The organism is Pseudonocardia oceanicola (assembly GCF_047200735.1).
In the GTDB taxonomy this organism is placed as follows: Bacteria; Actinomycetota; Actinomycetes; order Mycobacteriales; family Pseudonocardiaceae; genus Pseudonocardia.
The window spans coordinates 116,201-137,809 of sequence record NZ_JBJZON010000006.1; the positions used below are offsets into that span (position 1 = coordinate 116,201).

The 21,609-nt window shown below is 73.7% G+C and carries 19 protein-coding genes; 7 read left to right on the top strand and 12 right to left on the bottom strand.

Annotated elements, in window-relative coordinates:
• Positions 1-20 precede the first annotated feature (20 nt).
• The 3 genes from ACL02T_RS11585 to ACL02T_RS11595 are packed head-to-tail and all read right to left on the bottom strand — an operon-like array spanning position 21 to position 1,716.
• Positions 21-473: an SRPBCC family protein gene (locus ACL02T_RS11585; RefSeq protein ID WP_412830656.1), complete on the bottom strand. Its 453-nt coding sequence runs from the start codon at positions 471-473 to the stop codon at positions 21-23.
• Positions 474-495: 22 nt separating this feature from the next.
• Positions 496-1,284 (bottom strand): metallophosphoesterase family protein, encoded by a 789-nt coding sequence (locus ACL02T_RS11590; protein ID WP_412830657.1) that lies wholly within the window; start codon positions 1,282-1,284, stop codon positions 496-498.
• Between the two features lie 12 nt (positions 1,285-1,296).
• Complete coding sequence (locus ACL02T_RS11595; RefSeq protein WP_412830658.1) at positions 1,297-1,716, bottom strand: polyketide cyclase / dehydrase and lipid transport; 420 nt, start codon at positions 1,714-1,716, stop codon at positions 1,297-1,299.
• Between the two features lie 202 nt (positions 1,717-1,918).
• Between ACL02T_RS11595 and ACL02T_RS11600 the strand changes: the two genes are divergently transcribed.
• Positions 1,919-3,730 (top strand): AMP-dependent synthetase/ligase, encoded by a 1,812-nt coding sequence (locus ACL02T_RS11600; RefSeq protein WP_412830659.1) that lies wholly within the window; start codon positions 1,919-1,921, stop codon positions 3,728-3,730.
• Between the two features lie 149 nt (positions 3,731-3,879).
• Here ACL02T_RS11600 and ACL02T_RS11605 read toward each other — a convergent pair whose 3' ends face one another.
• The 4 genes from ACL02T_RS11605 to ACL02T_RS11620 all read right to left on the bottom strand — a co-directional run bounded on the left by ACL02T_RS11605 (position 3,880) and on the right by ACL02T_RS11620 (position 8,325).
• A complete protein-coding gene (locus ACL02T_RS11605) occupies positions 3,880-5,028 on the bottom strand; it encodes a glycosyltransferase family 4 protein (protein WP_412830660.1) in 1,149 nt (382 codons plus the stop codon).
• Between the two features lie 79 nt (positions 5,029-5,107).
• On the bottom strand, positions 5,108-6,310 hold the full coding sequence (locus tag ACL02T_RS11610; protein WP_412830661.1) for an NlpC/P60 family protein: 1,203 nt from the start codon (positions 6,308-6,310) through the stop codon (positions 5,108-5,110).
• A gap of 254 nt (positions 6,311-6,564) precedes the next feature.
• Complete coding sequence (locus ACL02T_RS11615) at positions 6,565-6,891, bottom strand: hypothetical protein (protein ID WP_412830662.1); 327 nt, start codon at positions 6,889-6,891, stop codon at positions 6,565-6,567.
• Positions 6,892-6,984: 93 nt separating this feature from the next.
• The gene (locus ACL02T_RS11620; RefSeq protein WP_412830663.1) at positions 6,985-8,325 is read right to left on the bottom strand and encodes an NYN domain-containing protein; all 1,341 of its coding nucleotides are present in this window, start codon (positions 8,323-8,325) and stop codon (positions 6,985-6,987) included.
• A 103-nt stretch (positions 8,326-8,428) separates the two neighbouring features.
• Here ACL02T_RS11620 and ACL02T_RS11625 point away from each other — a divergent pair, with 103 nt between their 5' ends.
• On the top strand, positions 8,429-10,195 hold the full coding sequence (locus ACL02T_RS11625; protein ID WP_412830664.1) for a DEDD exonuclease domain-containing protein: 1,767 nt from the start codon (positions 8,429-8,431) through the stop codon (positions 10,193-10,195).
• Between the two features lie 3 nt (positions 10,196-10,198).
• Here the strand turns inward: ACL02T_RS11625 and ACL02T_RS11630 are convergent, their stop codons facing one another.
• The 4 genes from ACL02T_RS11630 to ACL02T_RS11645 form a co-directional block, all read right to left on the bottom strand.
• Positions 10,199-10,477 (bottom strand): Lrp/AsnC family transcriptional regulator, encoded by a 279-nt coding sequence (locus ACL02T_RS11630; RefSeq protein WP_412830665.1) that lies wholly within the window; start codon positions 10,475-10,477, stop codon positions 10,199-10,201.
• A gap of 176 nt (positions 10,478-10,653) precedes the next feature.
• The gene (locus ACL02T_RS11635) at positions 10,654-12,273 is read right to left on the bottom strand and encodes a hypothetical protein (protein ID WP_412830666.1); all 1,620 of its coding nucleotides are present in this window, start codon (positions 12,271-12,273) and stop codon (positions 10,654-10,656) included.
• A gap of 1,179 nt (positions 12,274-13,452) precedes the next feature.
• Positions 13,453-14,493 carry an anthranilate phosphoribosyltransferase gene (trpD, locus tag ACL02T_RS11640; protein ID WP_412830667.1) on the bottom strand — a complete coding sequence of 347 codons (1,041 nt, stop codon included), beginning with the start codon at positions 14,491-14,493 and terminating at the stop codon, positions 13,453-13,455.
• Complete coding sequence (locus ACL02T_RS11645; protein WP_412830815.1) at positions 14,493-14,897, bottom strand: response regulator; 405 nt, start codon at positions 14,895-14,897, stop codon at positions 14,493-14,495. Before ACL02T_RS11645 ends, trpD begins: the two co-directional genes overlap by 1 nt.
• A 218-nt stretch (positions 14,898-15,115) precedes the next feature.
• Between ACL02T_RS11645 and ctaE the strand changes: the two genes are divergently transcribed.
• The 5 genes from ctaE to ACL02T_RS11670 all read left to right on the top strand — a co-directional run bounded on the left by ctaE (position 15,116) and on the right by ACL02T_RS11670 (position 20,072).
• Positions 15,116-15,718, top strand: coding sequence for an aa3-type cytochrome oxidase subunit III (gene ctaE / locus ACL02T_RS11650; protein WP_486362904.1), 603 nt, complete (start codon positions 15,116-15,118; stop codon positions 15,716-15,718).
• Between the two features lie 55 nt (positions 15,719-15,773).
• Positions 15,774-16,628, top strand: coding sequence for a cytochrome bc1 complex diheme cytochrome c subunit (qcrC, locus tag ACL02T_RS11655; protein WP_412830668.1), 855 nt, complete (start codon positions 15,774-15,776; stop codon positions 16,626-16,628).
• A complete protein-coding gene (gene qcrA, locus ACL02T_RS11660) occupies positions 16,625-17,761 on the top strand; it encodes a cytochrome bc1 complex Rieske iron-sulfur subunit (RefSeq protein ID WP_412830669.1) in 1,137 nt (378 codons plus the stop codon). Before qcrC ends, qcrA begins: the two co-directional genes overlap by 4 nt.
• A complete protein-coding gene (qcrB, locus tag ACL02T_RS11665) occupies positions 17,758-19,455 on the top strand; it encodes a cytochrome bc1 complex cytochrome b subunit (RefSeq protein ID WP_412830670.1) in 1,698 nt (565 codons plus the stop codon). The genes qcrA and qcrB overlap by 4 nt, the downstream gene beginning before the upstream one ends.
• A gap of 332 nt (positions 19,456-19,787) precedes the next feature.
• A complete protein-coding gene (locus ACL02T_RS11670; protein ID WP_412830671.1) occupies positions 19,788-20,072 on the top strand; it encodes a hypothetical protein in 285 nt (94 codons plus the stop codon).
• Between the two features lie 112 nt (positions 20,073-20,184).
• Here the strand turns inward: ACL02T_RS11670 and ACL02T_RS11675 are convergent, their stop codons facing one another.
• The gene (locus ACL02T_RS11675; protein ID WP_412830672.1) at positions 20,185-21,552 is read right to left on the bottom strand and encodes an FAD-dependent oxidoreductase; all 1,368 of its coding nucleotides are present in this window, start codon (positions 21,550-21,552) and stop codon (positions 20,185-20,187) included.
• Positions 21,553-21,609: the final 57 nt, after the last annotated feature.

The window sequence follows — 21,609 nt, forward strand, 5'->3', positions numbered from 1 at the left end:
AGCCGCCACGGGGCGTGCGCTCAGGAGCGGCTCTCCACTCGGCGCTTCAACCCCTTCAGCGCGGTGTCGATGATCACTTTCTCGGCCTTGCGGCGCAACATACCGATCATCGGGATGTTCAGGTCGACGGCGAGGCTGTAGGTCACCGTGGTCGGCGCGCCACCCGCGGACTCCAGTATGTACGAGCCGTTCTGCGCCTTCTGCATCTGCCCCTTGACCAGCGTCCAGCTCACCGAGCGGCCGTCGGGCGCCCAGTCGTAGTCGAGGGTGTAGGTGTCCTTGATCGGGCCGGCGTCCATGGAGAACCGGACGCGCTCGGCGCGGGCGGGCTCCGGGCCCGCGCCCTTCTCGAGGATCTCGACCGTCTTCACCTGGTCCGCCCACTCCGGGTAGGCCTCGAAGTCCGCGATCACCGCCATGACCGTGTCGGGGTCGGCGTCGATGGTGATCGAGGACGTCGTCGCGTCGGCCATGACGCGCACCGTACCCGGCCGATCACCAGCGCAGCACGTACGGCTCGCCCGTCGTGCGGAAGTGCCCGACGTTGACGCACTCGGTGCGCCCCAGCCGCGCCCGCTGCGCCAGCGGCTGGTGGACGTGCCCGAACAGCGCGGCCCGCGGCCGGTCCCGCTCGATCAGCTCCACCAGGCCCTGCCCGGGCAGCTCGCGCCGCGCGGTGACGACGTCGTAGAACAGGGCGGGCACCGCGGGCGGGGCGTGCGTGCACAGCAGCTCGACGTCGCTGAGCGTGCCGACCGCCGCGAGATAGTCCTCGGACGCGACGAGGTGGGGGCGCCACGGGCCGCCCGTGCGCGGCGGGAGGCCGGGCGGCAGCGGCACCCCGCCCACGAAGCCGACGCGCAGCCCGCCGATCTCGACGACCTCGCCGTCGGGAACTCGGGTGCCCGGCCGGACGTGCGTGGGCCAGAGGTCGGGGACGTCGACGTTGCCCGGGATCGCCCAGGTCGGATCGGGCAGGACCGGGAACATCGCCTCGTACTGCTCGGCGATCGCCTCCTCGACCACGGCGGCCGGATCGGGGATGCGCGACCACGCCCGCCGCGCGAACTCCCGCAGCTCGCCCGGCCCGCCCGCGCGGCGCACCTCGCCGAACCGGCGGCTCACCTCGGCGCCCAGGACCCGCCCGAGGATGCCGCCCTCCGGGTTCCGGTAGTCCACGAAGTCGATCAGGTCGCCGAGCACGAACACGGCGTCGGCGCCGTCGGCCGCCCTGGCCAGGGCCTCCACGTTGCCGTGCACGTCGGAGACCACATGCACCCGCATGATCTGCAGACGCTACGTCAGCTCCGCCGTGCCGGCTCCGCCGGCAGGAGGTTCCCCCGGGGCCCGGCCCGCCTCCAGCCTCGCCTTGAGCGCGAACGCGATCCGCTTCGCGGCACGCTGCCGGCGCTGGGACTCGGCGGTGGCGCGGCGGCGGGGCCAGGTCGTCGGCAGGCCGCCGGGCCCGGTGGGGTCGGCGCGCAGGTAGTAGTGGACGACGGTGCCGTCGAGCACGGCCTCCAGCCACACCTCCATGCTCCCGGTGAGCGCGCCTCCGACGGTCCACCGCACGCCCTCGTCGCCCCGGTCGGCGACCAGCTCCAGCCGCAGGTCCGGCCAGAGCGCCGGCCACGTGCGGGGGTCGGCGAACTCGACCGCGACGCGCGCCCGCGGCACCGCCAGGAATGCCTCGTCCACCACGTCCACAGTGGGCACCGGGCACCTCCTCCGCCGGTCGGTCTCCGCGTCGATCCTCCCGTCCCGGGCCACGGGACCGTCGCCGGACCCGCCGAGCGCCGCGGCGGGACCGTCGGGGCGAAGCGGACAACCCGGACACGCCGTGCCTGCCGGTCCGGGGCGGGACGCGCTATCTTTCCTCACGAGTAACCCTGTCGACGCCGGCCAGGAGGTCAGGATCGTGCGTGAGTACAGCGTCCCGGCGACCGTCACGGTCGGCGCGCAGGAGAACCTCCTCGACGCCGTCTACGCGAACGAGGCCGAGATCCCGAGGGCCACGCTGCTGCGGGTCCAGGAGGCCGGCGGCTGGCGGGACGTCACCGCCGCCGAGTTCGCCGCGCAGGTCACCGCCGTCGCGCGGGGGCTGATCGCGTCCGGGGTCGGGCGGGGCGACCGCGTCGCGCTGCTGTCCCGGACCCGCTACGAGTGGACGCTCCTCGACTACGCGATCCTCGCCGCCGGCGGGGTCACGGTGCCGATCTACGAGACCTCGTCGGCCTCGCAGATCGAGTGGATCCTCTCCGACTCGGGTGCGGTCGGGATCGTGGTCGAGACCGCGGAGCACGCGGCGCTGGTCGCCCGGGCGGGCGTCCCGGTGCGGTTCGTCGAGGAGATCGCCTCCGGCGCGGTCGACGAGCTCGTGGCCGCGGGCAAGGAACTCGCCGACGAGCAGGTCCACGAGCGCCGCCGGGCGGTCGGGGCGGACGACCTGGCCACGCTGATCTACACCTCCGGGACCACCGGGCGGCCCAAGGGCTGCGAGCTGACCCACCGCAACCTGCTGACCGAGATCGCCGCCACCCGCGCGGTGCTGTCCGAGCTGCTCACCGACACCGGTTCGGTGCTGCTGTTCCTGCCGCTGGCACACGTCTTCGGCAAGGTCATCCAATGCGGCGCGATCGCCTCGCGCACCGTCATCGGGCACACCCCGGACACCAAGAACCTGCTGGCGGACCTGCAGAGCTTCCGCCCGACCTTCCTGCTCGCCGTACCCCGGGTGTTCGAGAAGGTCTACAACGGCGCCCGGCAGAAGGCGCACGACGAGGGCAAGGGCCGGATCTTCGACGCCGCCGCGGACACCGCGATCGCGTGGTCGAAGGCGCAGGACACCGGCGGGCCCGGGCTCGGACTGAAGATCGGGCACGCGGTGTTCGACAAGCTCGTCTACGGCAAGCTGCGCGCCGCGACCGGCGGGCGGGTGGTCGCCGCGGTGTCCGGCAGCGCCCCGCTCGGCGAGCGTCTCGGGCACTTCTTCCGCGGCATCGGGCTGCCGATCCTCGAGGGCTACGGCCTCACCGAGACCACGGCGGGCATCACCGTGAACGCGCTGTCGGCGCAGCGGGTCGGGACCGTCGGCCGGCCGGTCCCGGGCCACGCCGTCCGGATCGCCGACGACGGCGAGATCCTGCTGCGCGGCGACATCGTCTTCCGCGGGTACTGGCAGAACGAGAAGGCCACCGCCGAGGCGCTCGACGGCGGCTGGCTCCACAGCGGGGACCTCGGTGAGCTCGACGACGCCGGCTACCTCACGATCACCGGTCGCAAGAAGGAGATCCTGGTCACCGCGGGCGGCAAGAACGTCGCCCCCGCGGTGCTGGAGGACCGGCTGCGGGCGAACCCGCTGGTCGGACAGTGCATGGTCGTGGGCGACGGCAAGCCCTTCATCGGCGCGCTGGTCACGATCGACCCCGAGGCGTTGCCGGGCTGGCGCGAGCGCAACGGCAAGTCCACGGACGGCGACCCGGCCTCCGCCGCCGACCTGGTCGATGACCCCGAGCTGCGCGGCGAGATCGCGGCCGCCGTCGAGGAGGCCAACCAGGCGGTGTCGCGGGCGGAGCGGATCCGCAGGTTCCGCGTCCTGCCCGCCGACTTCTCCGAGGCGGGCGGGCAGCTCACACCCACGCTGAAGGTGAAGCGCGCGGTGGTGGCGCAGCAGTACGCCGGCGAGATCGCCGCCATCTACACCCCTGCCGAGACCCCGCAACCCGCCTGAACCGACGCGGGCCGACCGGTGTCGTGCCCGCTGGCGCGCATGATGGCTCCATCACGCGCGTTCGTGGCTCGCTGGCGCGCATCATGGTTCCAGAACGCGCATTCGTGGGCCGCCGGCGCGCGTTGTGGTTCCCGAGTGCGTGGGGTTGCTCAGGGCACGTTCTCCCGGGGCGCGCCGGCGAGGAAGGCCTGCAGGCGGGTGACCTGGGTGGGGAGGGTCCACTCCTCCTCCATCCACGCCCGCCCGGCCGCACCCATCTTCCGGGCGCGGCCGGGGTCGGCGAGCAGGTCGGCGAGGGCCTCGACCAGCGCAGCCCGGTCCCGGCCGTCGACGACGTGCCCGGTCTCGCCCTCGCGCACCGTCTCCGGTGCCCCGCCGCTGTTCCCCGCCACGACCGGCACGCCGCACGCGGACGCCTCGAGCAGCACGATGCCGAGGCCCTCGACGTCGAGCCCGCCCCCGCGGGTCCGACACGGCAATGCGAACGCGTCGCCGACCGCCTGGTGCGCGGCGAGCTCCTCCGCCGGGATCGCCCCCGTGAACACGACGTGCCCGCCCACCCCGTGCCGCTGCGCCAGCCGCGGCAGCCGATCCCGGTCCGGCCCGTCGCCGACGATCAGCAGCCGGGCGCCCGGAACCCGCTCGCGCAGCGGCGCGAGGGCCGCGATCAGCGCATCCTGCCCCTTGCGCGCCACGAGCCGCGACAGGCAGGTCACGACGGGCGCCTCCCCCAGCCCGTACCGGGCCCGCAGCGCGGTGCGAGCGGCCGGATCCGGCCGGAAGACCGCGGTGTCGACCGCCGGCGGCAGGTGTTCGAGCGCCGCCCCCGGCCCGAACGCCGAGGCGAACCGCCCCCGGGTGTAGCGCGACACCACGGTGACGACGTCGGCGTCGTCACCGATGCGGCGCAACGCCTGCCGCGCGCCGGGCAGCATCGACCAGCCGACCTCGTGCCCGTGCGTGCTGGCCACCACCCGCCGGACGCCGGCGGCGCGGCGCAGGCCGGGGCCGAGCAGCGCCAGTGGTGCCGCCGCGCCGAACCAGACGGTGGTGGCGCCGTGCTCCCGGGCGTACCCGGCCGCTCGCCGGGCGACCGCGGGCACCGGCAGCATCAGCGAGGTCGGGTGTCGGTGGACGGGGTAGCCGAGACCGGCGTCGAAGGCGGCCGCGCCCTCCCACGCCGGGGCGTAGACGGCCAGCTCCCCGGGCGGCAGCCGGTCGGCGAGGGTCCGCAGGTAGTTCTGGATGCCGCCCCGGCGGGGCGGGAAGTCGTTCGTGACGAGGAGCGTGCGGGCCACGGGGCGAACCTATCGGGCCCGACCGCGGGGCCCGCCGGGATCCCGGGTGGCTCCGCGGCGGCGCGGGGAGCGGACGGGATCAGATGCGGCGGGCGCCGGTGAACGCGCTGCGCGAGACCGTCTGGTACTTGACGACGTCGCCGCTCTGCGGCGCGTTGATCATCGTGCCGCCGCCGGCGTAGATGCCGACGTGGCTCACGGGCGTGTAGTAGAAGACGAGGTCGCCGGGTTGCATCTCGTCCCAGGAGACGGGGGTGCCGACCCGGGCCTGCGCGCTGCTGGACCGCGGCAACGTGATCCCGGCCTGCCTGAACGCCCAGGAGGTCAGTCCCGAGCAGTCGAACGACCGCGGCCCGCTCGCCCCCCAGACGTAGGGCCGACCCAGCTTCGTCGCCGCCGCCCGCAGCGCGTCGGCACCGACGCCGGTGCCCAGCAGGACGTCCGGTGCGTCCTCGGCCGGGCCGTTGAGCGCCGCGATCTCGTCCGGGCTCAGCCGGCGCAGCAGGGCCTCCACCTCGCCGATGCGCTTCTCGGCCTCGGCCTTGCGCACACCGATCTCGTCCGCGGCCTGCCGGGCGTCGTCGGCGGCCCGCTGGGCGCGCAGCGTCGCGTCGTCGGCCTCGGCCTGGCTGCGCGCGGCGTGGTCGACCTTCTCCCTCAGCTCGTCGAGCGCGACGAGTCGATCGGCCGTCAGCGTCTCGAGCGCCGACATCTGGTCCAGATAGGCCTGCGGCGAGGAGCTGACGAGCAGGGCGTTGAACTGGTCCAGCCGCCCGTTCTCGAAGAACGACAGCGCGACCCCGTCGAGTGTGGCCCGGTAGCTCTCCTCGTCGCGGCGGGCGCCGTCCGCGACGGCGCGCAGCGGTTCCACGGCGTCGCGGAGCCGGTCGGCCTCGCCCTGCGCCGCGGTGAACTCGTCCGTGGCGGCGTGCCACTGCTCGGTGAGGACCTCCGCCTCGCGACGCACGTCGGTGAGCCGCTGCCGCGCCTCCTCCGGTGTGCGCGGCTCCGGCGCGGGCGATCGGGCCCCGGGCGCGACCGGGATCTGCACCCCGGCTGCGGCGGGGTCCGCGGGAGCGGCCGGGTCCTCGACCGCGGCAGGGCCCGCGGGAGCGGGGCTCGGGTGCGCCGGAGCGGGCACCCCGGGGAGCCCGGGCAGGATCGGGTCGGCGGCCGCGGTGCCGGCCGGGAGCGCGACGACGGCCGCCGCGACCAGTGCGACCGACACGGCCGCCCGGGCCGCTCCGGCCAGCCGGGTCCTCCGCTCTCCGGGCGACAGCACGCGGACGCGACTCCCTCCTCGCCCCGCCGCGTCCGCCCGGGTCGGGGGTCCCGGGCGGCGGGGCGCCGGAGGGGCGCCGCGGCGGTGACCCCACGGGCCGCCCTGGGGACGACGGCCGCTCGACGCGAGGTCGCGGCGAGATTACGAGTGTGTGATTCACTCGTCCAGACCCGCGACGCGAGCCGTGCTGTGAACGGTCGTCCGCCCTCTCGTCGCCCATCGTGGCCGTCCGACGCGATCGGTGCGGCACTTCGCTACACAGCGTTGCGGCGATCGGCGGGCTGGCCCCCGATGTCGGTGACGGTGCGGGGCCGGGTGGGGACCAAGCGCAACCGCGGCAGCAGTCCCTGATCGGCCAGCACGGCCAACGCCTGCCGCTCGGCTGCGGCGAGCTGCACCCGTGGCGCGCCGGGCGGCAGGTCCTCACCGTCCCCGGCGATCGACCCCACCGCGTCGAGCAGGCCCGCCTCTGCGGCCGGGGGCCCCGCCTCCGGCACCTCGGGCACGCCCAGCAGGACCCCGATCGCGCAGTCCCCGCAGGACCGCCCCCGGACCTCGCAGCCGTCGCAGTCGACGATCATCGTGTCGCTCCTCGCCTCCGGTGATCTCGTCGGGCGCACCGTACGGAGCGGCACCGACAGTTTCCGGAGAACCGGCCGTGACCAGCGGATCCCTCAGGAACGGAGGCGGCCGAGCAGCAACGAGGAGGGCACCGCGTGCGCCCCGCGCCGGCGCACCGAGGCGGCGACCTCGCGGTCCGAGGAGGCGACGAGCAGCGGCCTGCCCTGGGGCTCGGCGGCGACGAGATCGCGGATGACGTCGTCGGCGATCACGCCCGGGTCGCTGAACAACACCCGCACCCCCCGGGCGCCACGGGTCTGGGCCGCGGTGACCGCGGCCCCGTCGAACACCACGGTGACCTCGACGCCGGTGCGTGCCGCGAGCGCGCCGAGCTGGCCGACCAGCCGGGTCCGCTGGTCCGCCAGGGGCAGCTCGGGGTAGCCGGTCTTGCTGACGTTGTAGCCGTCGACGATCAGGTGGGCGGCGGGCAGGGCCAGCAGCCCGTCGAGCATCGCGAGGTTGGCGACGGGGGCGCCCCGGACGCCACCCGGGCCGGCCACGAGATCCGCGGGGCGGGGCCCACCGCCGCCGAGGGACAGCTCCCGGCGCAGCCCCTGCACGGCGCCGCCGAGGGTCTCGAGCAACAGCCCGAGCCGCACCTCGTCGCCCTGCCGGGCCTCCTTGGCCGCCTGCCGCGCGGCCGCGACCTCCGCCTGGGCGCGCCGGGCGTGGCGGCGCTCCTCCTCGGCGCGCTCGCGCTCGCGGTCCCGTTCCGCGATCACCTCGGCCAGCCGGTCGTCGACCCCCGCCCGCAGCCGGGCGACCTCGGCCTCCAGCTCGCTCCGGCTGTCGAGCGCGAACCGCAGCTTCGTGCCCTGCTCGGACACCTTGCGGCGCAGCCGCGCGACCTCCTGCTCGCGCTGCGCGGCGGCCTCCCGGGCCTGGTCGCGGGCCTCGGTCAGCTCGGCGCGCAGCCGCTCGACCTCGACGGTCAGCTTGTCCGCCCGGGACAGGGCCTCGTCGCGCTCGGCCCTGGCCTCGGCCGCGTCCCCACGGCGGGCGACGGACGCGACGGCGCCCCGGGCGCCGGGCGCGCCGGTGAGCACGGCGGCCGCCGCGGCGGTGAGCGGCTCGTCGGGCCCGGCGGCGAGCTCACCCGGCCGGTTCTCCTCCCACCAGGCGACGACGGCGGTGCGGAAGCTCGCGTCGTCCCGCAGCTCGCGCACCAGCTTGGCCCCGCCCAGGCGGGCGCGCTTGGCCGGGGTGAACCGGGCGAACGGGCGCAGCGCGGCGGGCACCTCCGCGGGCGGGAGGCCGGCGAGCGCGGTGCCGGCGACCTCGGCGAGCCGGTGCCGGACGGGGTCCGGGAGGAGGTCCCAGTCGAGGTCCGCGGCACCTCCGGAGGACCCCGCCGCACCCTGCGGGTGCTCGTGCGCGGCGTCCTCCGGGTACATCGGTCAAGGTTATCCCCGATCCGGACGGGCGGCCACGGATTCGGCCGCGACGCACCCGTCCGCGCCCTCCCCCGCGACACGCGTCGAACGGGCGTGCGAGGAAATGTCGGGGGTTCGAACTAGCGTTCGCCGCGTGACCGCTCCCCAGCTCTCGTTCGACGAGCTCGGCACCCCGCTGCGCGAGGTGACGTTCGTCGTGCTCGACCTCGAGACCACGGGCGGGAGCCACGACCGGGACGGGATCACCGAGGTCGGGGCCGTCAAGGTGCGCGGCGGCGAGGTGCTGGGCGAGCTCGGCACGCTCGTCAACCCCGGCAGCGGCATCCCGCCGAACATCGTGGCGCTCACCGGCATCACCACCGCGATGGTCCGCACCGCACCGCGACTGCCCGCCGTGCTGCCGTCACTGCTGGAGTTCCTCACCGGAGCCGTCCTGGTGGCGCACAACGCCCCGTTCGACTCAGGGTTCCTCCGCTCGGCCTGCGAGCGGCACGGGCAGGTGTGGCCGCGGCCGCCGGTCCTGTGCACCGCGCGGCTCGCCCGGGCGGTCCTCCCCCGTGAGGAGTGCCCGAGCGTGCGGCTCGGCGCGCTCGCCCGGCACTTCAGCACCCGGACTCAGCCGAACCACCGGGCGTTGTCCGACGCGCGGGCCACCGTCGAGGTGCTGCACCACCTCCTCGAGCGGGTCGGGAACCTGGGCGTGCAGAGCCTGGAGGAGTTGCTCGCGCTCACCCGCGAGGCGTCTGCGCACCGGCCGACCCAGCGCCAGCGGCAGCAGCGGCACCTCGCCGAGACGGTGCCGTCCGCGCCCGGCGTGTACCTGTTCCGCGGTCCACGCGAGGAGGTGCTCTACGTCGGCACCAGCGGGGATCTGCGACGGCGGGTGCGCAGCTACTTCACGGCGGGCGAGCGGCGGCGCCGGATCCGGGACATGGTGGCGCTGGCCGAGCGGGTGGACTCGGTGGTCTGTGCCCACGCGCTCGAGGCGGGCGTCCGGGAACTGCGGCTGCTCGCGGCGCACAAACCCAAGTACAACCGCCGCTCGCGCAACCCCGGGCGCACCTGGTGGGTGGCGCCGACGGCGGAGGCCTTCCCCCGGCTGTCGGTGGTCACCGCGGCGCGCGAGGGGGCGCTGGGCCCGTTCGCCTCGCACCGCTCCGCCACCGCGGCCCTGGACACCCTGCTCGACGCCGTTCCGCTGCGGCGGTGCACGCAACGGATCCCCGCCCGCGCCCCCTCGGCGTCACCGTGCATGCTGCACGAGCTGGGCAGGTGCGGGGCACCGTGCGCAGGTCTGCAGACACCGGAGGAGTACGCCCCCGCCGTCGACTCGCTGCGGGCGCTGGTCCACGGGGCGAGCGACGACCCGCTGCACCAGCTCGCGCGCGGCGTCGACGAACTGGCGGACAAGGAGCGGTTCGAGGAGGCGGCGGGCGACCGGGACCGGCTGGCCGCGCTGATCTCCGCCCTCGAGCGGCGGCAGACGCTGGCCGAGCTGGCCGCGCAGCCCGAGCTCGTCGGTGCGCGGCCGGACGGGCGCGGCGGCTGGGAGCTCGCCGTGGTCCGGTACGGGCAGCTCGCGGCGGCGGACGTCGCGCGCCGCGGCGTCCGGCCGATGCCGGTGGTGGAGGCGCTGCGGGCCGGGGCGCAGACGATCCTGCCGGGCGAGGGCCCGCTGCACGGCGCCCCGCCCGAGGAGGTGCGCCTGATCTACCGCTGGCTCACCACCGGCGGCACCCGGCTCGTGTACTGCGCGCCCTGGTCCGAGCCCGCCCGTGGCGCCGCGCGGTGGAGCGGGTGGGCGCTCAAGGCCCGGGAGGGCACGGAAGCCGGCCGCAGCGTCGTCGAGATGCTGGCGGGCAGGGGATGAGGCTCAGTTCGAGCCCACCGAGAAGGCGGCCTCGGTGTCGGCGCGGGAGTAGGAGCGGAAGGCGATGTGGGTGTCGGTGTGCTGCACGCCCTCGACCTTGGAGATCTTCCCCGCGATGAGGTCGGCGAGCTGCTCGTGCTCGCGGACCTTCACGATCGCGATCAGGTCGACGTCGCCGGCACACGAGTAGACCTCGGCGACGCCCTCGATGTCCGCGATCGCCTGGGCGGTCTCGGGGATCCGGTCGGCGAGGGTGTGGACCAGGACGATCGCGGTGATCACGGGCTCTCCTTCTCACGAGGCCTCGGGACGGTTCGCTGCGGAGGCTAGTGCAGCCGGGTTCGCGGTGCCGCGCTCCACACCGGACCGCGATCGGCGAACGGCGAGGTGCGGCACCCCTGTCGCGCACCCGCACGGCCCGTGCCAGGCCGCCACCGGTGGGGGAGCGGACGATCGGGTCAGCCCGAGTGGAGCGCGTCGAAGGACGACGCCCGGGTGGACGACGCGGCGGGCGCCGCCTCGGTCATCGATCCCTCGTCCTGGCCGCCGCCCGTGGCGGGCTCACCGGCCGCCGGACCCGGGTCCGGCTCGCCGGCCGCGGGACCCCCTCCGCCGTCGAGCGAGTAGATGCGCACCCAGTCGATCTCGTAGCTGGCCTCGCGCATCCCGCCGCCGTGGAAGTTGTCGAACTGGATGGTCAGGTGCCCGGAGGGCATGTCCTGGATGTTCTTCCGGCCACCGGGACCCGCGCCGTCCTCCAGCGTGTACCACTCCTTGCCGTCGATGTAGCCGCGCACGTGGTCCGGGGTCCACTCGAAGGCGATGTTGTGCCACTCCGACAGCGGCGCCCCGCAGTCCTCCTCCTCCAGGAACTCCTGCTGGACGGGCATCCGCGGGTGCGGGTAGTGAATGAAGGCGTTGGCACAGTCCTCGCCGGGTGCCTGGTTCTCGAGGAAGTCGTACTCACCGTCCTGCGGCCAGCGGTCCGACTCCGGCCAGACGATCAGCAGCGGGTGGTACTCCTTGCCCGACTCCCCCGTGTTGAAGGAGCGGACCCGCGCCTCCCACCGGCCGTACTGCTGGTCGAGCGTCGAGGCCAGCCAGCCGGTGTCGCCGTTCTCGCTGCCCTTCTGGATCAGCTTCTCGCCGTCCACCGTGCTGTTGGCGCCGCAGCGCTTTCCGTTGCCGTTGTGGCCGGCCCAGCACCCGTCGATCGTGTGCCACTTGGCGGAGTCGGGGGAGCCGGTGTAGTCGAACTCGTCGGACTCCGGCAGCGGGGTGCCCCAGCCGTACCTCTCGGCAGCGGTATCCGGCTCGGCCGGCGGTGTCGGCAGCGCGGGCGGCGGCACGGCAGGCGGTTCCTGCACGTCGGGCGCCGACGGTGTGGGCGACGACACTGCTGGCGGCGGTACCGCCGGCGGGTCCTGCACCGCGCCCGCACCGGGTCCGGCCACGGCACTGCCCGCCGACGGGGCGACTGTCGCGGGGTCCACGACCGGCGCGCCCACCGGCGCCGTGGGCTCGGTCCCCGGGTTCGTGGGCTCGGTCCCCGGGTTCGTGGGCTCGGTCCCCGGGTTCGTGGGTCCGGGGGCAGGGTTCGTGGGCCCGGTGGCCGGGTTCATGGGTCCGGTCACCGGATCCACGGTTCCCGGACCCGTCGACCCGGTCGCCGGATCGGTACGCGCGGTTCCCACGGCCGTCGAGCCGGCGGGCGGCTCCGTCGGTGCGGTACCCGGCGGGGGCGGCGGGGTTTCCGGGGAGGTCAGCGGGGTTTCCGGGGCCGCCGGCAGAGTTGCCGGGGAGGTCGGGAGGCTTGCCGGGGAGGTCGGGAGGCTTGCCGGTGCCGCCTCCACGCCGGCCGCCGGCGCGACCGGCCCGGCCGCGCCGGGAGCCGGGAGCAGCCCCGACCCGGCCGGCGCGGAGCCGGTCTGCGCGAGGACGGTCGGTGCGAGGGCGGTCGGTGCGGGGCCGGGGATCTCCCTCGCGGTGCCGTGGGCGAGCGCGACGCCGGGCCCGATCAGGCCCAGGGCACCGATCGTCGCGATCAGGGCGAGGTGTCTGCGGGTTCGGAGTTTCATCGGATCGCCTTTCGCCTGCACCACCGTCGCCCGGGCGGGCTACGCGGCCCGGCGGTGCGGTGACTCTGCGCAGTACGCCTGTCACTACCCGCCGCACCTCATGATGTCGTTGAGGTAGGTGGTGCTGGCGGGAATCATGATGCGCATGTGCGCTTTACGTCACCGCGAAGCGACCAAAGCCCCTCGAAGGCGTGACCGCGTCCCCGGACGGGCGTCACCCGGTGCAGCGAGCACCCTCGAGAGCTCGAACCACGAACCACGCGTCCGAACAGCGTGTCTGACGCAGAGTCGCCGAACCGGTCACGATCAGTGAGATCGCCCGACACGGCCGCGAAGAGCCGGCGACCACGCCGGCGTGCCGACGGGCCTCGACGCACATGATCACCGTGGGAGGGACAGGACAGTCGTCGAGACCGCCCGCACGTATCGCTCAGAACGATCACGGAGGCCAAACCGCGACTCCGGGAGACCGACAGCACGACAGCGCGAGAGGACCGCTTCGGCCCATCCGACGGACCTCGAGGCCCCATGATCACCGTGAGAGGGACAGGACAGTCGTCGAGACCGCCCGCACGTATCGCTCAGAACGATCACGGAGACCAAACCGCGACTCCGGGAGACCGACAGCACGACAGCGCGAGAGGACCGCTTCGGCCCATCCGACGGACCTCGAGGCCACATGATCACCGTGAGAGGGACAGGACAGTCGTCGAAGCCGCCCGCACGTATCGCTCAGAACGATCACGGAGACCAAACCGCGACTCCGGGAGACCGACAGCACAACAGCGGACTTGACCCAGCGCGAGAGGACCGCCTCGAGCCGATCCGCCGGCCCTCGACGTGATCCATGACGAAGTGTCAGTGACCCATGACGAAGCGTCAGCGACCCATGACGAAGCGTCACTGGACAGTGCTGAAACGCACTCCCCTCCCGCACTCCCCTCCCACCCCGGAGCGATCACGCGAAGCCGGAGGGCGACTCGCAGGGGCCCGCACCGATCCGGCGACGATCTAGCGAGGCAACCGCGATCGCCCGGCCCGCCCGCGCCCGCACCGTGACGCCGCGAGAGTCACCCGACGGTCGACGGAGCAGCGCTCCCGTCTCGCTCGCAACGATCACGGCGGCCGGAGGACAGGGCGCGACCGGCGCGGCGGGGCGGGCGGACCCGACCCACCCACCTACCCCTTGAGCTGTGTGGAGACCTCGGCCCACGTCGCGAGCAGTCGCTCGGCCGCGCCCGAGTCGATCGCGCGGGCCGCCCGCTCCAGACCGGCGGACAGGGCCGTGTCGAGGTCGGTCACCGGGCCGTCGTAGGCCGCGAGCGCACCGGCGGCGTTGAGCAGCACGGCCTCGCGGACGGGGCCCTGCTTGCCCGCGAGGAGGTCGCGGGCGACCTCGGCGTTGGCCGCGGCGTCGCCGCCGCGCAGGTCGTCCCGGGTGGCGGGGCCGATGCCGAGGCGGGTCGGGTCCACGGTGGCCCGCCGCACCTCTCCCCCACCGGCGACCCAGACCGCGCTGGTCGTGGTGGTGGTGAGCTCGTCGAGCCCGTCGTCGCCCCGCACCACGAGGGCGGAGGCCCTGCGCCCGGCGAGCACCTCCGCGATCACCGGGGCGAGCCGCGGATCCGCACACCCGACCAGGCCGGCCGACGGCTGCGCCGGGTTGGTGAGCGGGCCGAGGATGTTCATGGCCGTGGGCACGCCGAGCTCGCGGCGCACCGGTCCGGCGTGCCGCATGGCCGGGTGGAAGACCGGGGCGAAGCAGAAGGCGATGCCGGCCCGCGCCACACAGCGCGCGACAGCGGCGGGCGGCAGGTCGATGACCACGCCGAGCGCCTCGAGGACGTCCGCCGCCCCCGACGACGACGACGCGGCCCGGTTGCCGTGCTTCACCACCGGCACCTCGGCGGCGGCGACGACGATCGCGGCCATCGTGGAGATGTTGACCGTGTTGGCCTGGTCCCCGCCGGTGCCGACGATGTCGACCGCGCGGCCGTCGACCGTGACGCGGTGCGCGTGCGACAGCATCGCCGAGGCGAGCCCGGTGATCTCGGTGGCCGTCTCGCCCTTGGACCGCAGCGCGACGAGGAATCCCGCGAGCTGGGCCGGGGTGGCCTCGGCCGAGAGGACGCGGTCCATCACCCACGCCGTGTCCTCGGCGGCGAGGTCCCGGCCGGAGATGAGCCGGCCGAGCAGGGCGGGCCAGGTCTGCTCGGCCATCAGCGGCGGGCGGGAGCGGCGCCGTCCGGCCCGTCGCCGAGCCCGCGTAGCACGTCGGCCACCGTCTCGGCGGCCGTCAGCGGGTCGAGCGGGTGGACGAGCACCGCGTCGGCGCGCGACCAGGTGGCCAGCCAGCGGTCGTCCGCGCGCCGCACCGAGACCACGATCGGCGGGCAGTCGGCGATCTCGTCCCTCAGCTGCCGGGCGAGCCCGAGGCCCCCGGTGGGCTGCGCCTCGCCGTCGAGGATCGCGAGGTCGACCTCGCCCGCGTCGCACGCCGCGAGCACCTCGGCGACCCCGGCCGCCTCGACGTACCGGATCCGGCCGAGGTCGGGCGCCGGGCGCCGCCCGACCGCCGTCACGACGGCCTCCCTGACCTCGGAACGGTGGCTGTAGACCAGCACGTTCCAGGTCCGGCGCCCGGACGACGGGGACGGGCTGGTGCTCGCGGGAAGGCTTCCGGCGCTGCTCACCCGCCGCATACTAGTCATCACCCTCACACCGTCGGGCGCGCACGCGCGGGAACCGCCAGGGGCTGGTCGGGCGTTGTCCGACCGGTTCGGCCTGACGAAGTGGGTATCCCGACAGGCTGTAGAAGTTCGCGTGGGGTCATAATGCCCGCGTGACGACAGCGGCTCCCAACATCAGCGCGCGGATCCACTCGCTGAACCGACCGAACCTGGTCAGCATCGGCACCATCGTCTGGCTGTCCAGCGAGCTGATGTTCTTCGCCGGTCTGTTCGCGATCTACTTCACCGCGCGCGCCCAGAACGTCGGCGAGTGGCCCCCGCCGCCGACCCATCTCGACGTCCCCTACGCGCTGGTCGTGACGATCGTCCTCGTGGCGTCGTCCTTCACGTGCCAGTTCGGGGTGTTCGCCGCCGAGCGCGGCGACGTGTTCGGCCTCCGCCGCTGGTACACGCTGACGCTGCTCATGGGCACGTTCTTCGTGCTCGGGCAGATCAACGAGTACCACACGCTGGTCACCGAGCACGAGACGACGATCTCGTCCAGCGCCTACGGCACGGTCTTCTACATGGCCACGGGCTTCCACGGCCTGCACGTGACCGGTGGTCTGATCGCGTTCGTCTACCTGCTGATCCGGACCAGGCTGAGCAAGTTCACCCCGGCGCAGGCCACTGCGGCGATCGTCGTGTCCTACTACTGGCACTTCGTCGACGTCGTGTGGATCGGCCTGTTCGCCGTCATCTACTTCATCCGGTAGCGAACCCCGCTCCCCGGAAGCACCGAACGCCGACCGTGAGGGTTAGACGCCGACGATGACCACCGAGACCACCACCCCACCCGCGCCCCGGCAGCGGCGCCCGCACGGCAAGATGCGGCGCAAGCTCGCCGGTCTCCTCGCGATCGGCGTCGCCCTGCTGGCGGTCGGCGCCGGCTACACGCTCTTCGCGCCGAACGCCGAGCAGAACCAGGCCGTCGCGCAGCCGGACGCCGCGCTGGTGGCGAAGGGCCAGGAGCTCTACAACTCCGCCTGCATCACCTGCCACGGCTCGAACCTGCAGGGCGTCGAGCAGCGCGGGCCCAGCCTGATCGGCGTCGGCGACGCCGCCGTCTACTTCCAGGTCTCCTCCGGGCGCATGCCGCTGGCGCGCCAGGAGGCCCAGGCGATGCGCAAGCCGCCGCTGCCGGAGTTCGACCCGGACACCGAGGAGGGCCGGGCGAACCTCGACGCGCTGGGCGCCTTCGTCCAGGCCCACGGCGGCGGCCCCGAGACCCCCGCGCTGACCGGCGCCGCCCTCCGCGGCGACGACCCGGCCCGCGGCGGCCAGCTGTTCCGCCTGAACTGCTCCTCCTGCCACAACTTCACCGGCGTCGGCGGTGCGCTGTCGTCCGGCAAGTACGCCCCGTCGCTGGCGGAGCCCACCGAGGAGCAGATCTACACCGCGATGCTCACGGGCCCGCAGAACATGCCGAAGTTCGGCGACCGGCAGCTCACGGCGGAGGAGAAGCAGGACATCATCGCGTACGTCAAGTCCGTCACCAACGGCAGCAACCAGGTCGGCGGGTACGACCTCGGAGGCCTCGGCCCGACGACCGAGGGCGTCGCCACCTTCGTCATCGGCCTCGCTGCCGTCATCGGTTTCGCAATGTGGTTGGGAGCGAAGAATTGAGCGCCACCGACACGGGGTCGTCGGCCCAGCCCACCCGCCCCACCCCCGAGGAGCTCGAGGGGATGAGCCAGGAGGAGCTGGCCCGCCTCGCCGGCACGCTCGACGACGTCGAGGTCGTGCACAACGCGCCCAAGTGGCCCGTCCGGGGCACCCGCGCCGAGAAGCGGGCCGAGCGCGGCGTCGCCCTCTGGTTCGTCCTCGCGGCGCTCTCCGCCCTCGGCTTCATCGTCGCGTTCATCGCCTGGCCGCACGAGTACGTCTCGCCCGGGGCCCCCGGGTACGGCTGGTACGCCTCGTACACCCCGGCGATCGGCTTCCTGTTCGGGTTCACGGTGCTGGCGCTGGGCATCGGCGTGATCGCCTACGTGCGGAAGTTCTTCCCGGAGGAGGTCTCGGTCCAGCAGCGGCACGACGGCCGTTCGGACGAGGTCGACCGCAAGACCATCCTGGCCCAGCTGGCGTCGGCCGGGAAGTCGTCCGACATCGCCCGCCGCAAGCTGATCACCCGCTCCGCGGGCGCCGCGGCCGGCATCTTCGGCATCGGCTTCCTCGTGGCCGCGCTCGGCCCGCTCATCCGCAACCCGTGGAAGGGCGGTGACCAGGCGGCGCTCTGGGTCACCCCGTGGGGCTCGATCACGGGCGAGACGGTCTACCTGCGCCGCGACACCGGCATCCTCGGCGAGATCTCCCGGGTCCGCCCCGAGGACCTCGAACCCGGTGCCATGGAGACCGTGTTCCCGTACCGGGAGTCGCAGCGGGGCAACGAGGAGGCGCTGCTGCACGCGCAGCGCGCCTCGGACGCCCCGGTCATGCTGATCCGGCTCCGGCCGGGCACGGAGACGATCAAGCGCCAGGGGCAGGAGAACTTCCACTTCGGCGACTACTACGCCTTCTCGAAGATCTGCACGCACCTCGGTTGCCCGACGTCGCTCTACCAGACGCAGGACAACCGCATCCTCTGCCCTTGCCACCAGTCGCAGTTCCTCGCGACCGAGTACGCGCGGCCGGTGTTCGGTCCGGCGACACGCGCGCTTCCCCAGCTGCCCATTACCGTGGACAGTGAGGGGTACTTCGTGGCACGCAGCGACTTCATCGAGCCCGTCGGACCGGCATTCTGGGAGCGGAGGCCATGAGCGCCATCACCACACCGGTCACCAAGTCCGGTGGCCCGAAGACCAAGGCGGCCGCCGCCCTGGACGAGCTGGACCAGCGCTACCACCCGGCCGCCGGCCTGCGGAAGCAGTTCAACAAGGTCTTCCCCACGCACTGGTCGTTCATGCTGGGTGAGGTCGCGCTCTACAGCTTCATCATCCTGCTGCTGTCGGGCACCTACCTCGCGCTGTTCTTCGACCCGTCGATGACCGAGGTCGTCTACAACGGCGCCTTCGACAACCTGCGCGGCATCCACATGTCGCGCGCCTACGAAAGCGCCATCGAGATCTCGCTCGAGGTCCGCGGCGGACTGTTCGTGCGGCAGGTCCACCACTGGGCGGCGCTGCTGTTCGTCGCCTCGATGGTCGCGCACATGTTCCGCACCTTCTTCACCGGCGCGTTCCGCAAGCCGCGTGAGACGAACTGGATCATCGGCCTGCTCCTGATCCTGCTGGGCATGCTCGAGGGCTTCACCGGCTACTCGCTGCCGGACGACCTGCTCTCCGGCATCGGCCTGCGCATCGCCTCGGGCTTCATCCTCTCGATCCCGCTGATCGGCACCTGGACCCACTGGGCGCTCTTCGGCGGCGAGTTCCCGGGGATGGAGATCATCCCCCGGCTCTACATCGTCCACGTGCTGATCTTCCCGGGCATCCTGCTCGCGCTGATCGGCGTGCACCTGGCGCTGGTCTGGTACCAGAAGCACACGCAGTTCCCCGGACCCGGCCGCAAGGAGACCAACGTCGTCGGCGTGCGGATCCTCCCGGCGTTCGCGGCCAAGGGCGGCGCGTTCTTCGCCATCGTCACCGGCGTCGTGGGCATCATGGGCGGCGTCCTGCAGATCAACCCGATCTGGAACCTCGGGCCGTACGACCCCTCGCACGTCTCGGCGGGCTCACAGCCGGACTGGTACATGCTCTTCTCCGAGGGCATGGCGCGCATCTTCCCGCCGTGGGAGATCTACCTGTTCGGCACGTACACGATCCCGGCGGCGTTCTGGGCCACGGTCGCGTTCCTGCCGGTGCTGTTCGTGGTGGCGGGCGTCTACCCCGCGATCGAGCGCAGGATGACCGGCGACAACGCGCTGCACAACCTGCTGCAGCGCCCGCGCGACGTCCCCGTCCGCACGTCGCTGGGCGTCATGGGCATCTCGTTCTACGTCTGGCTGGTGCTCTCGGGCGTCAACGACTGGATCGCCTACTTCTTCCACGTCTCGCTCAACGCGACCACGTGGGCGGGTCGCATCGGCCTGCTGGTGGTCCCGCCGATCGCCTACTGGGTGACCTACCGGATCTGCATCGGCCTGCAGAAGAGCGACCGGGCGGTCCTGGAGCACGGCATCGAGACGGGCATCATCCGGCGGCTGCCGCACGGTGAGTTCATCGAGGTGCACCAGCCGCTGGCCGGCGTGGACGCCCACGGCCACCCGATCCCGCTGGAGTACCAGGGCGCCCCGGTCCCCAAGCGGATGAACCAGCTGGGCTCGGCCGGGACGCCGGTCGCGGGCTCGCTGCTCGGCCCGGACCCCGTCGAGGAGACGGTGGCCCTCGAGCAGGCCCGCGCCGAGAACCACCACCGCGAGCTCGAGGAGCACGACCGGCGCGCCGCGGCCGCGCAGGAGCTGGAGCTGGCCGGCCGGCCGGACGCTGGGCGACCCAAGGACCAGACCGACTGACGGTCGGCACCGCACGTCCCACGGAGGAGGGGCCCCGCATCGCGGGGCCCCTCCTCCCGTTCTCGGGGTCCGGCACCCTCTCCGGGTGGCCCCTCTCCGGGTGGGCAGGTGTCGCGGGGCCCGCCCGGCTGCTACGGTGGCGGACGTGCGAATCGCAGCGATCCTCCTCGCCGCGCGCCCCGGGCTCGTAGTAGCCCCGCGCGTCGGCTGAGCCAGGCTGCCGTCGCGCCCGAGCGGGACCTCTCGCCCCGCCCTCCCCGAAGCCGAGAACCCTGCCGAGACCTGGCTCGCGTTCCCAGCAGCATCACGAACGCACTCCCCGGAGCACTTCCATGAGCATCACCGTCGAACGGCCCACCACGTCCACGTACCGCGCCGGCTGCCGGATCCTGCGCCGCCACACGATCGTCACCACGCAGGGCATGGACGGCGTGCTGCTGGTCGCCGCCGAGCTGCGGGCCTGCGGCGGCCTCGTCAAGGAGATGGCGGTCGACGTCCGCGAGGGCGTGGGCTGCAGCGAGCTCACCTGCTCGGTCAGCATGACCGCGGAGGAGGCCGCGGAGTTCGCGGCCCGCCTCCGCGCCCTGCCGAGCGTCGAGTCCGTCGACCCGTACTAGGACGAACCGCAGTATGGAACCATGACGCGGTTCCTGAGCTGGTCGAGGAGCGTCATGGTTCCACAACGCGGTCTCTGAGCTCCCTGTCGAGCGTCATGGTTCCCGCACGCGATCAGACGCGGGTCCGGCCCCGGGCGGCGGAGAGCATGTCGGCCAACTCCGCGACCTTGACCCGCTCGGCCCCGCCCCGGGCCTCGCCCAGTCGCAGCTCCTCGGCGTCGAGCCGCTCCCAGTCCGTCCAGGTGACCGGCTCGATGCCATAGGCCTCCAGCCGCTCGAGGACCGAGTCCGGGTCCGGGTACTCCGGGTCCGGCAGGGCGTGGAGGTCGTCGAGCAGGGCGGCGACGGTCTCCACCGCGTCGCCCTTGTTCGTCCCGATCACGCCGGTCGGACCGCGCTTGATCCAGCCGGTGACGTAGGCGCCGGGCCTCGGCCGGTCGCCCTCGACGACCCGGCCCGCCACGTTGGGCACGATGCCGTTCCGCTCGTCATAGGGCAGGCCCGGGATCGGCTCACCGGAGTACCCGATCGCCCGGACCACCAGCCCGGCGTCGATCATCTCCTCCTCACCGGTCCCGGTCACCCTCCCGTCGCGCACCTCGTTGCGCTCGACGACCATGCCGGCGACCCGGCCGCTCTCCTCCACCAGCCGGACGGGCGTGCGGAGGAAGTGCAGGTGGATCCGCCGGGGAGCGTCGCCGGGTTCGTGCGCGGCCCACTCGGTGAGCAGGGTCAGGTTCTGCTTCTGCCGCCGCTCCATCTCCTCCAGCACGGCGTCGGGCACGCCCGCGGCAAGCACGCCGTCGTCGTGCACGAGCACCTGCACGCCCTCGAGCTCGCCGATCTGCCGCAGCTCGGCCGGGGTGAACTTGACGTGCTCCGGACCTCGCCGGATCACCACGTGCACGTCGGCGACCGCACTGCCGCGCAGGGTCTCCAGCACCCGGTCCGGCACGTCCGTCTCCGCCATCTCCACGTGGCCACGGGCGAGCACGCGGGCGACGTCCAGCGCGACGTTGCCGGCGCCCACCACGACGACACCGGGGTGGTCGAGCAGCGGGTCCAGGTCGACGAAGTCCGGGTGCCCGCAGTACCAGCTCACGAAGGCGCCGGAGCCGTGGCTGCCCTCGAGCTCCTCTCCCGGGATGCCCAGGGCGCGGTCGACCGAGCTGCCCGAGGCGTGGACGATCGCGTGGTAGTGCTCGCGGAGGACCTCCAGCGGGATCCCGCCCTCCCCGACCCGGACGTTGCCGAGGAACCGGACGCGGGAACCGTCGGCGAACGGCTTCTGCAGCACCCGGATGACCGACTTCATCTTCACGTGGTCCGGCGCAACCCCGTAACGGACCAGGCCGTACGGGGCGGGCAGCCGGTCGAGCACGTCGACGTCGACGGGGATCTCGGAGGCCAACAGGGCGGCCGCGGCGTACAGGCCGGACGGGCCGGCCCCGACCACTGCCACTCTCGGTTGCGCGGGCATCTCGGACGTCACTGCTCCTTGCGCGCCCCCGGTCGGCGGGGCCGACGGCAGTCGCGG

Excerpts from the sequence above, each read along its gene's own strand:
- ACL02T_RS11620 (WP_412830663.1), bottom strand. The coding sequence starts at position 8,325 with ATGTACCCGGAGGACGCCGCGCACGAGCACCCGCAGGGTGCGGCGGGG.
- ACL02T_RS11625 (WP_412830664.1), top strand. The coding sequence starts at position 8,429 with ATGTCGGGGGTTCGAACTAGCGTTCGCCGCGTGACCGCTCCCCAGCTC.
- qcrB (WP_412830670.1), top strand. The coding sequence starts at position 17,758 with ATGAGCGCCATCACCACACCGGTCACCAAGTCCGGTGGCCCGAAGACC.
- trpD (WP_412830667.1), bottom strand. The coding sequence starts at position 14,493 with ATGGCCGAGCAGACCTGGCCCGCCCTGCTCGGCCGGCTCATCTCCGGC.
- ACL02T_RS11675 (WP_412830672.1), bottom strand. The coding sequence starts at position 21,552 with ATGCCCGCGCAACCGAGAGTGGCAGTGGTCGGGGCCGGCCCGTCCGGC.
- ACL02T_RS11670 (WP_412830671.1), top strand. The coding sequence starts at position 19,788 with ATGAGCATCACCGTCGAACGGCCCACCACGTCCACGTACCGCGCCGGC.
- ACL02T_RS11585 (WP_412830656.1), bottom strand. The coding sequence starts at position 473 with ATGGCCGACGCGACGACGTCCTCGATCACCATCGACGCCGACCCCGAC.
- qcrC (WP_412830668.1), top strand. The coding sequence starts at position 15,774 with ATGACCACCGAGACCACCACCCCACCCGCGCCCCGGCAGCGGCGCCCG.
- ACL02T_RS11635 (WP_412830666.1), bottom strand. The coding sequence starts at position 12,273 with ATGAAACTCCGAACCCGCAGACACCTCGCCCTGATCGCGACGATCGGT.
- ACL02T_RS11590 (WP_412830657.1), bottom strand. The coding sequence starts at position 1,284 with ATGCGGGTGCATGTGGTCTCCGACGTGCACGGCAACGTGGAGGCCCTG.
- ACL02T_RS11615 (WP_412830662.1), bottom strand. The coding sequence starts at position 6,891 with ATGATCGTCGACTGCGACGGCTGCGAGGTCCGGGGGCGGTCCTGCGGG.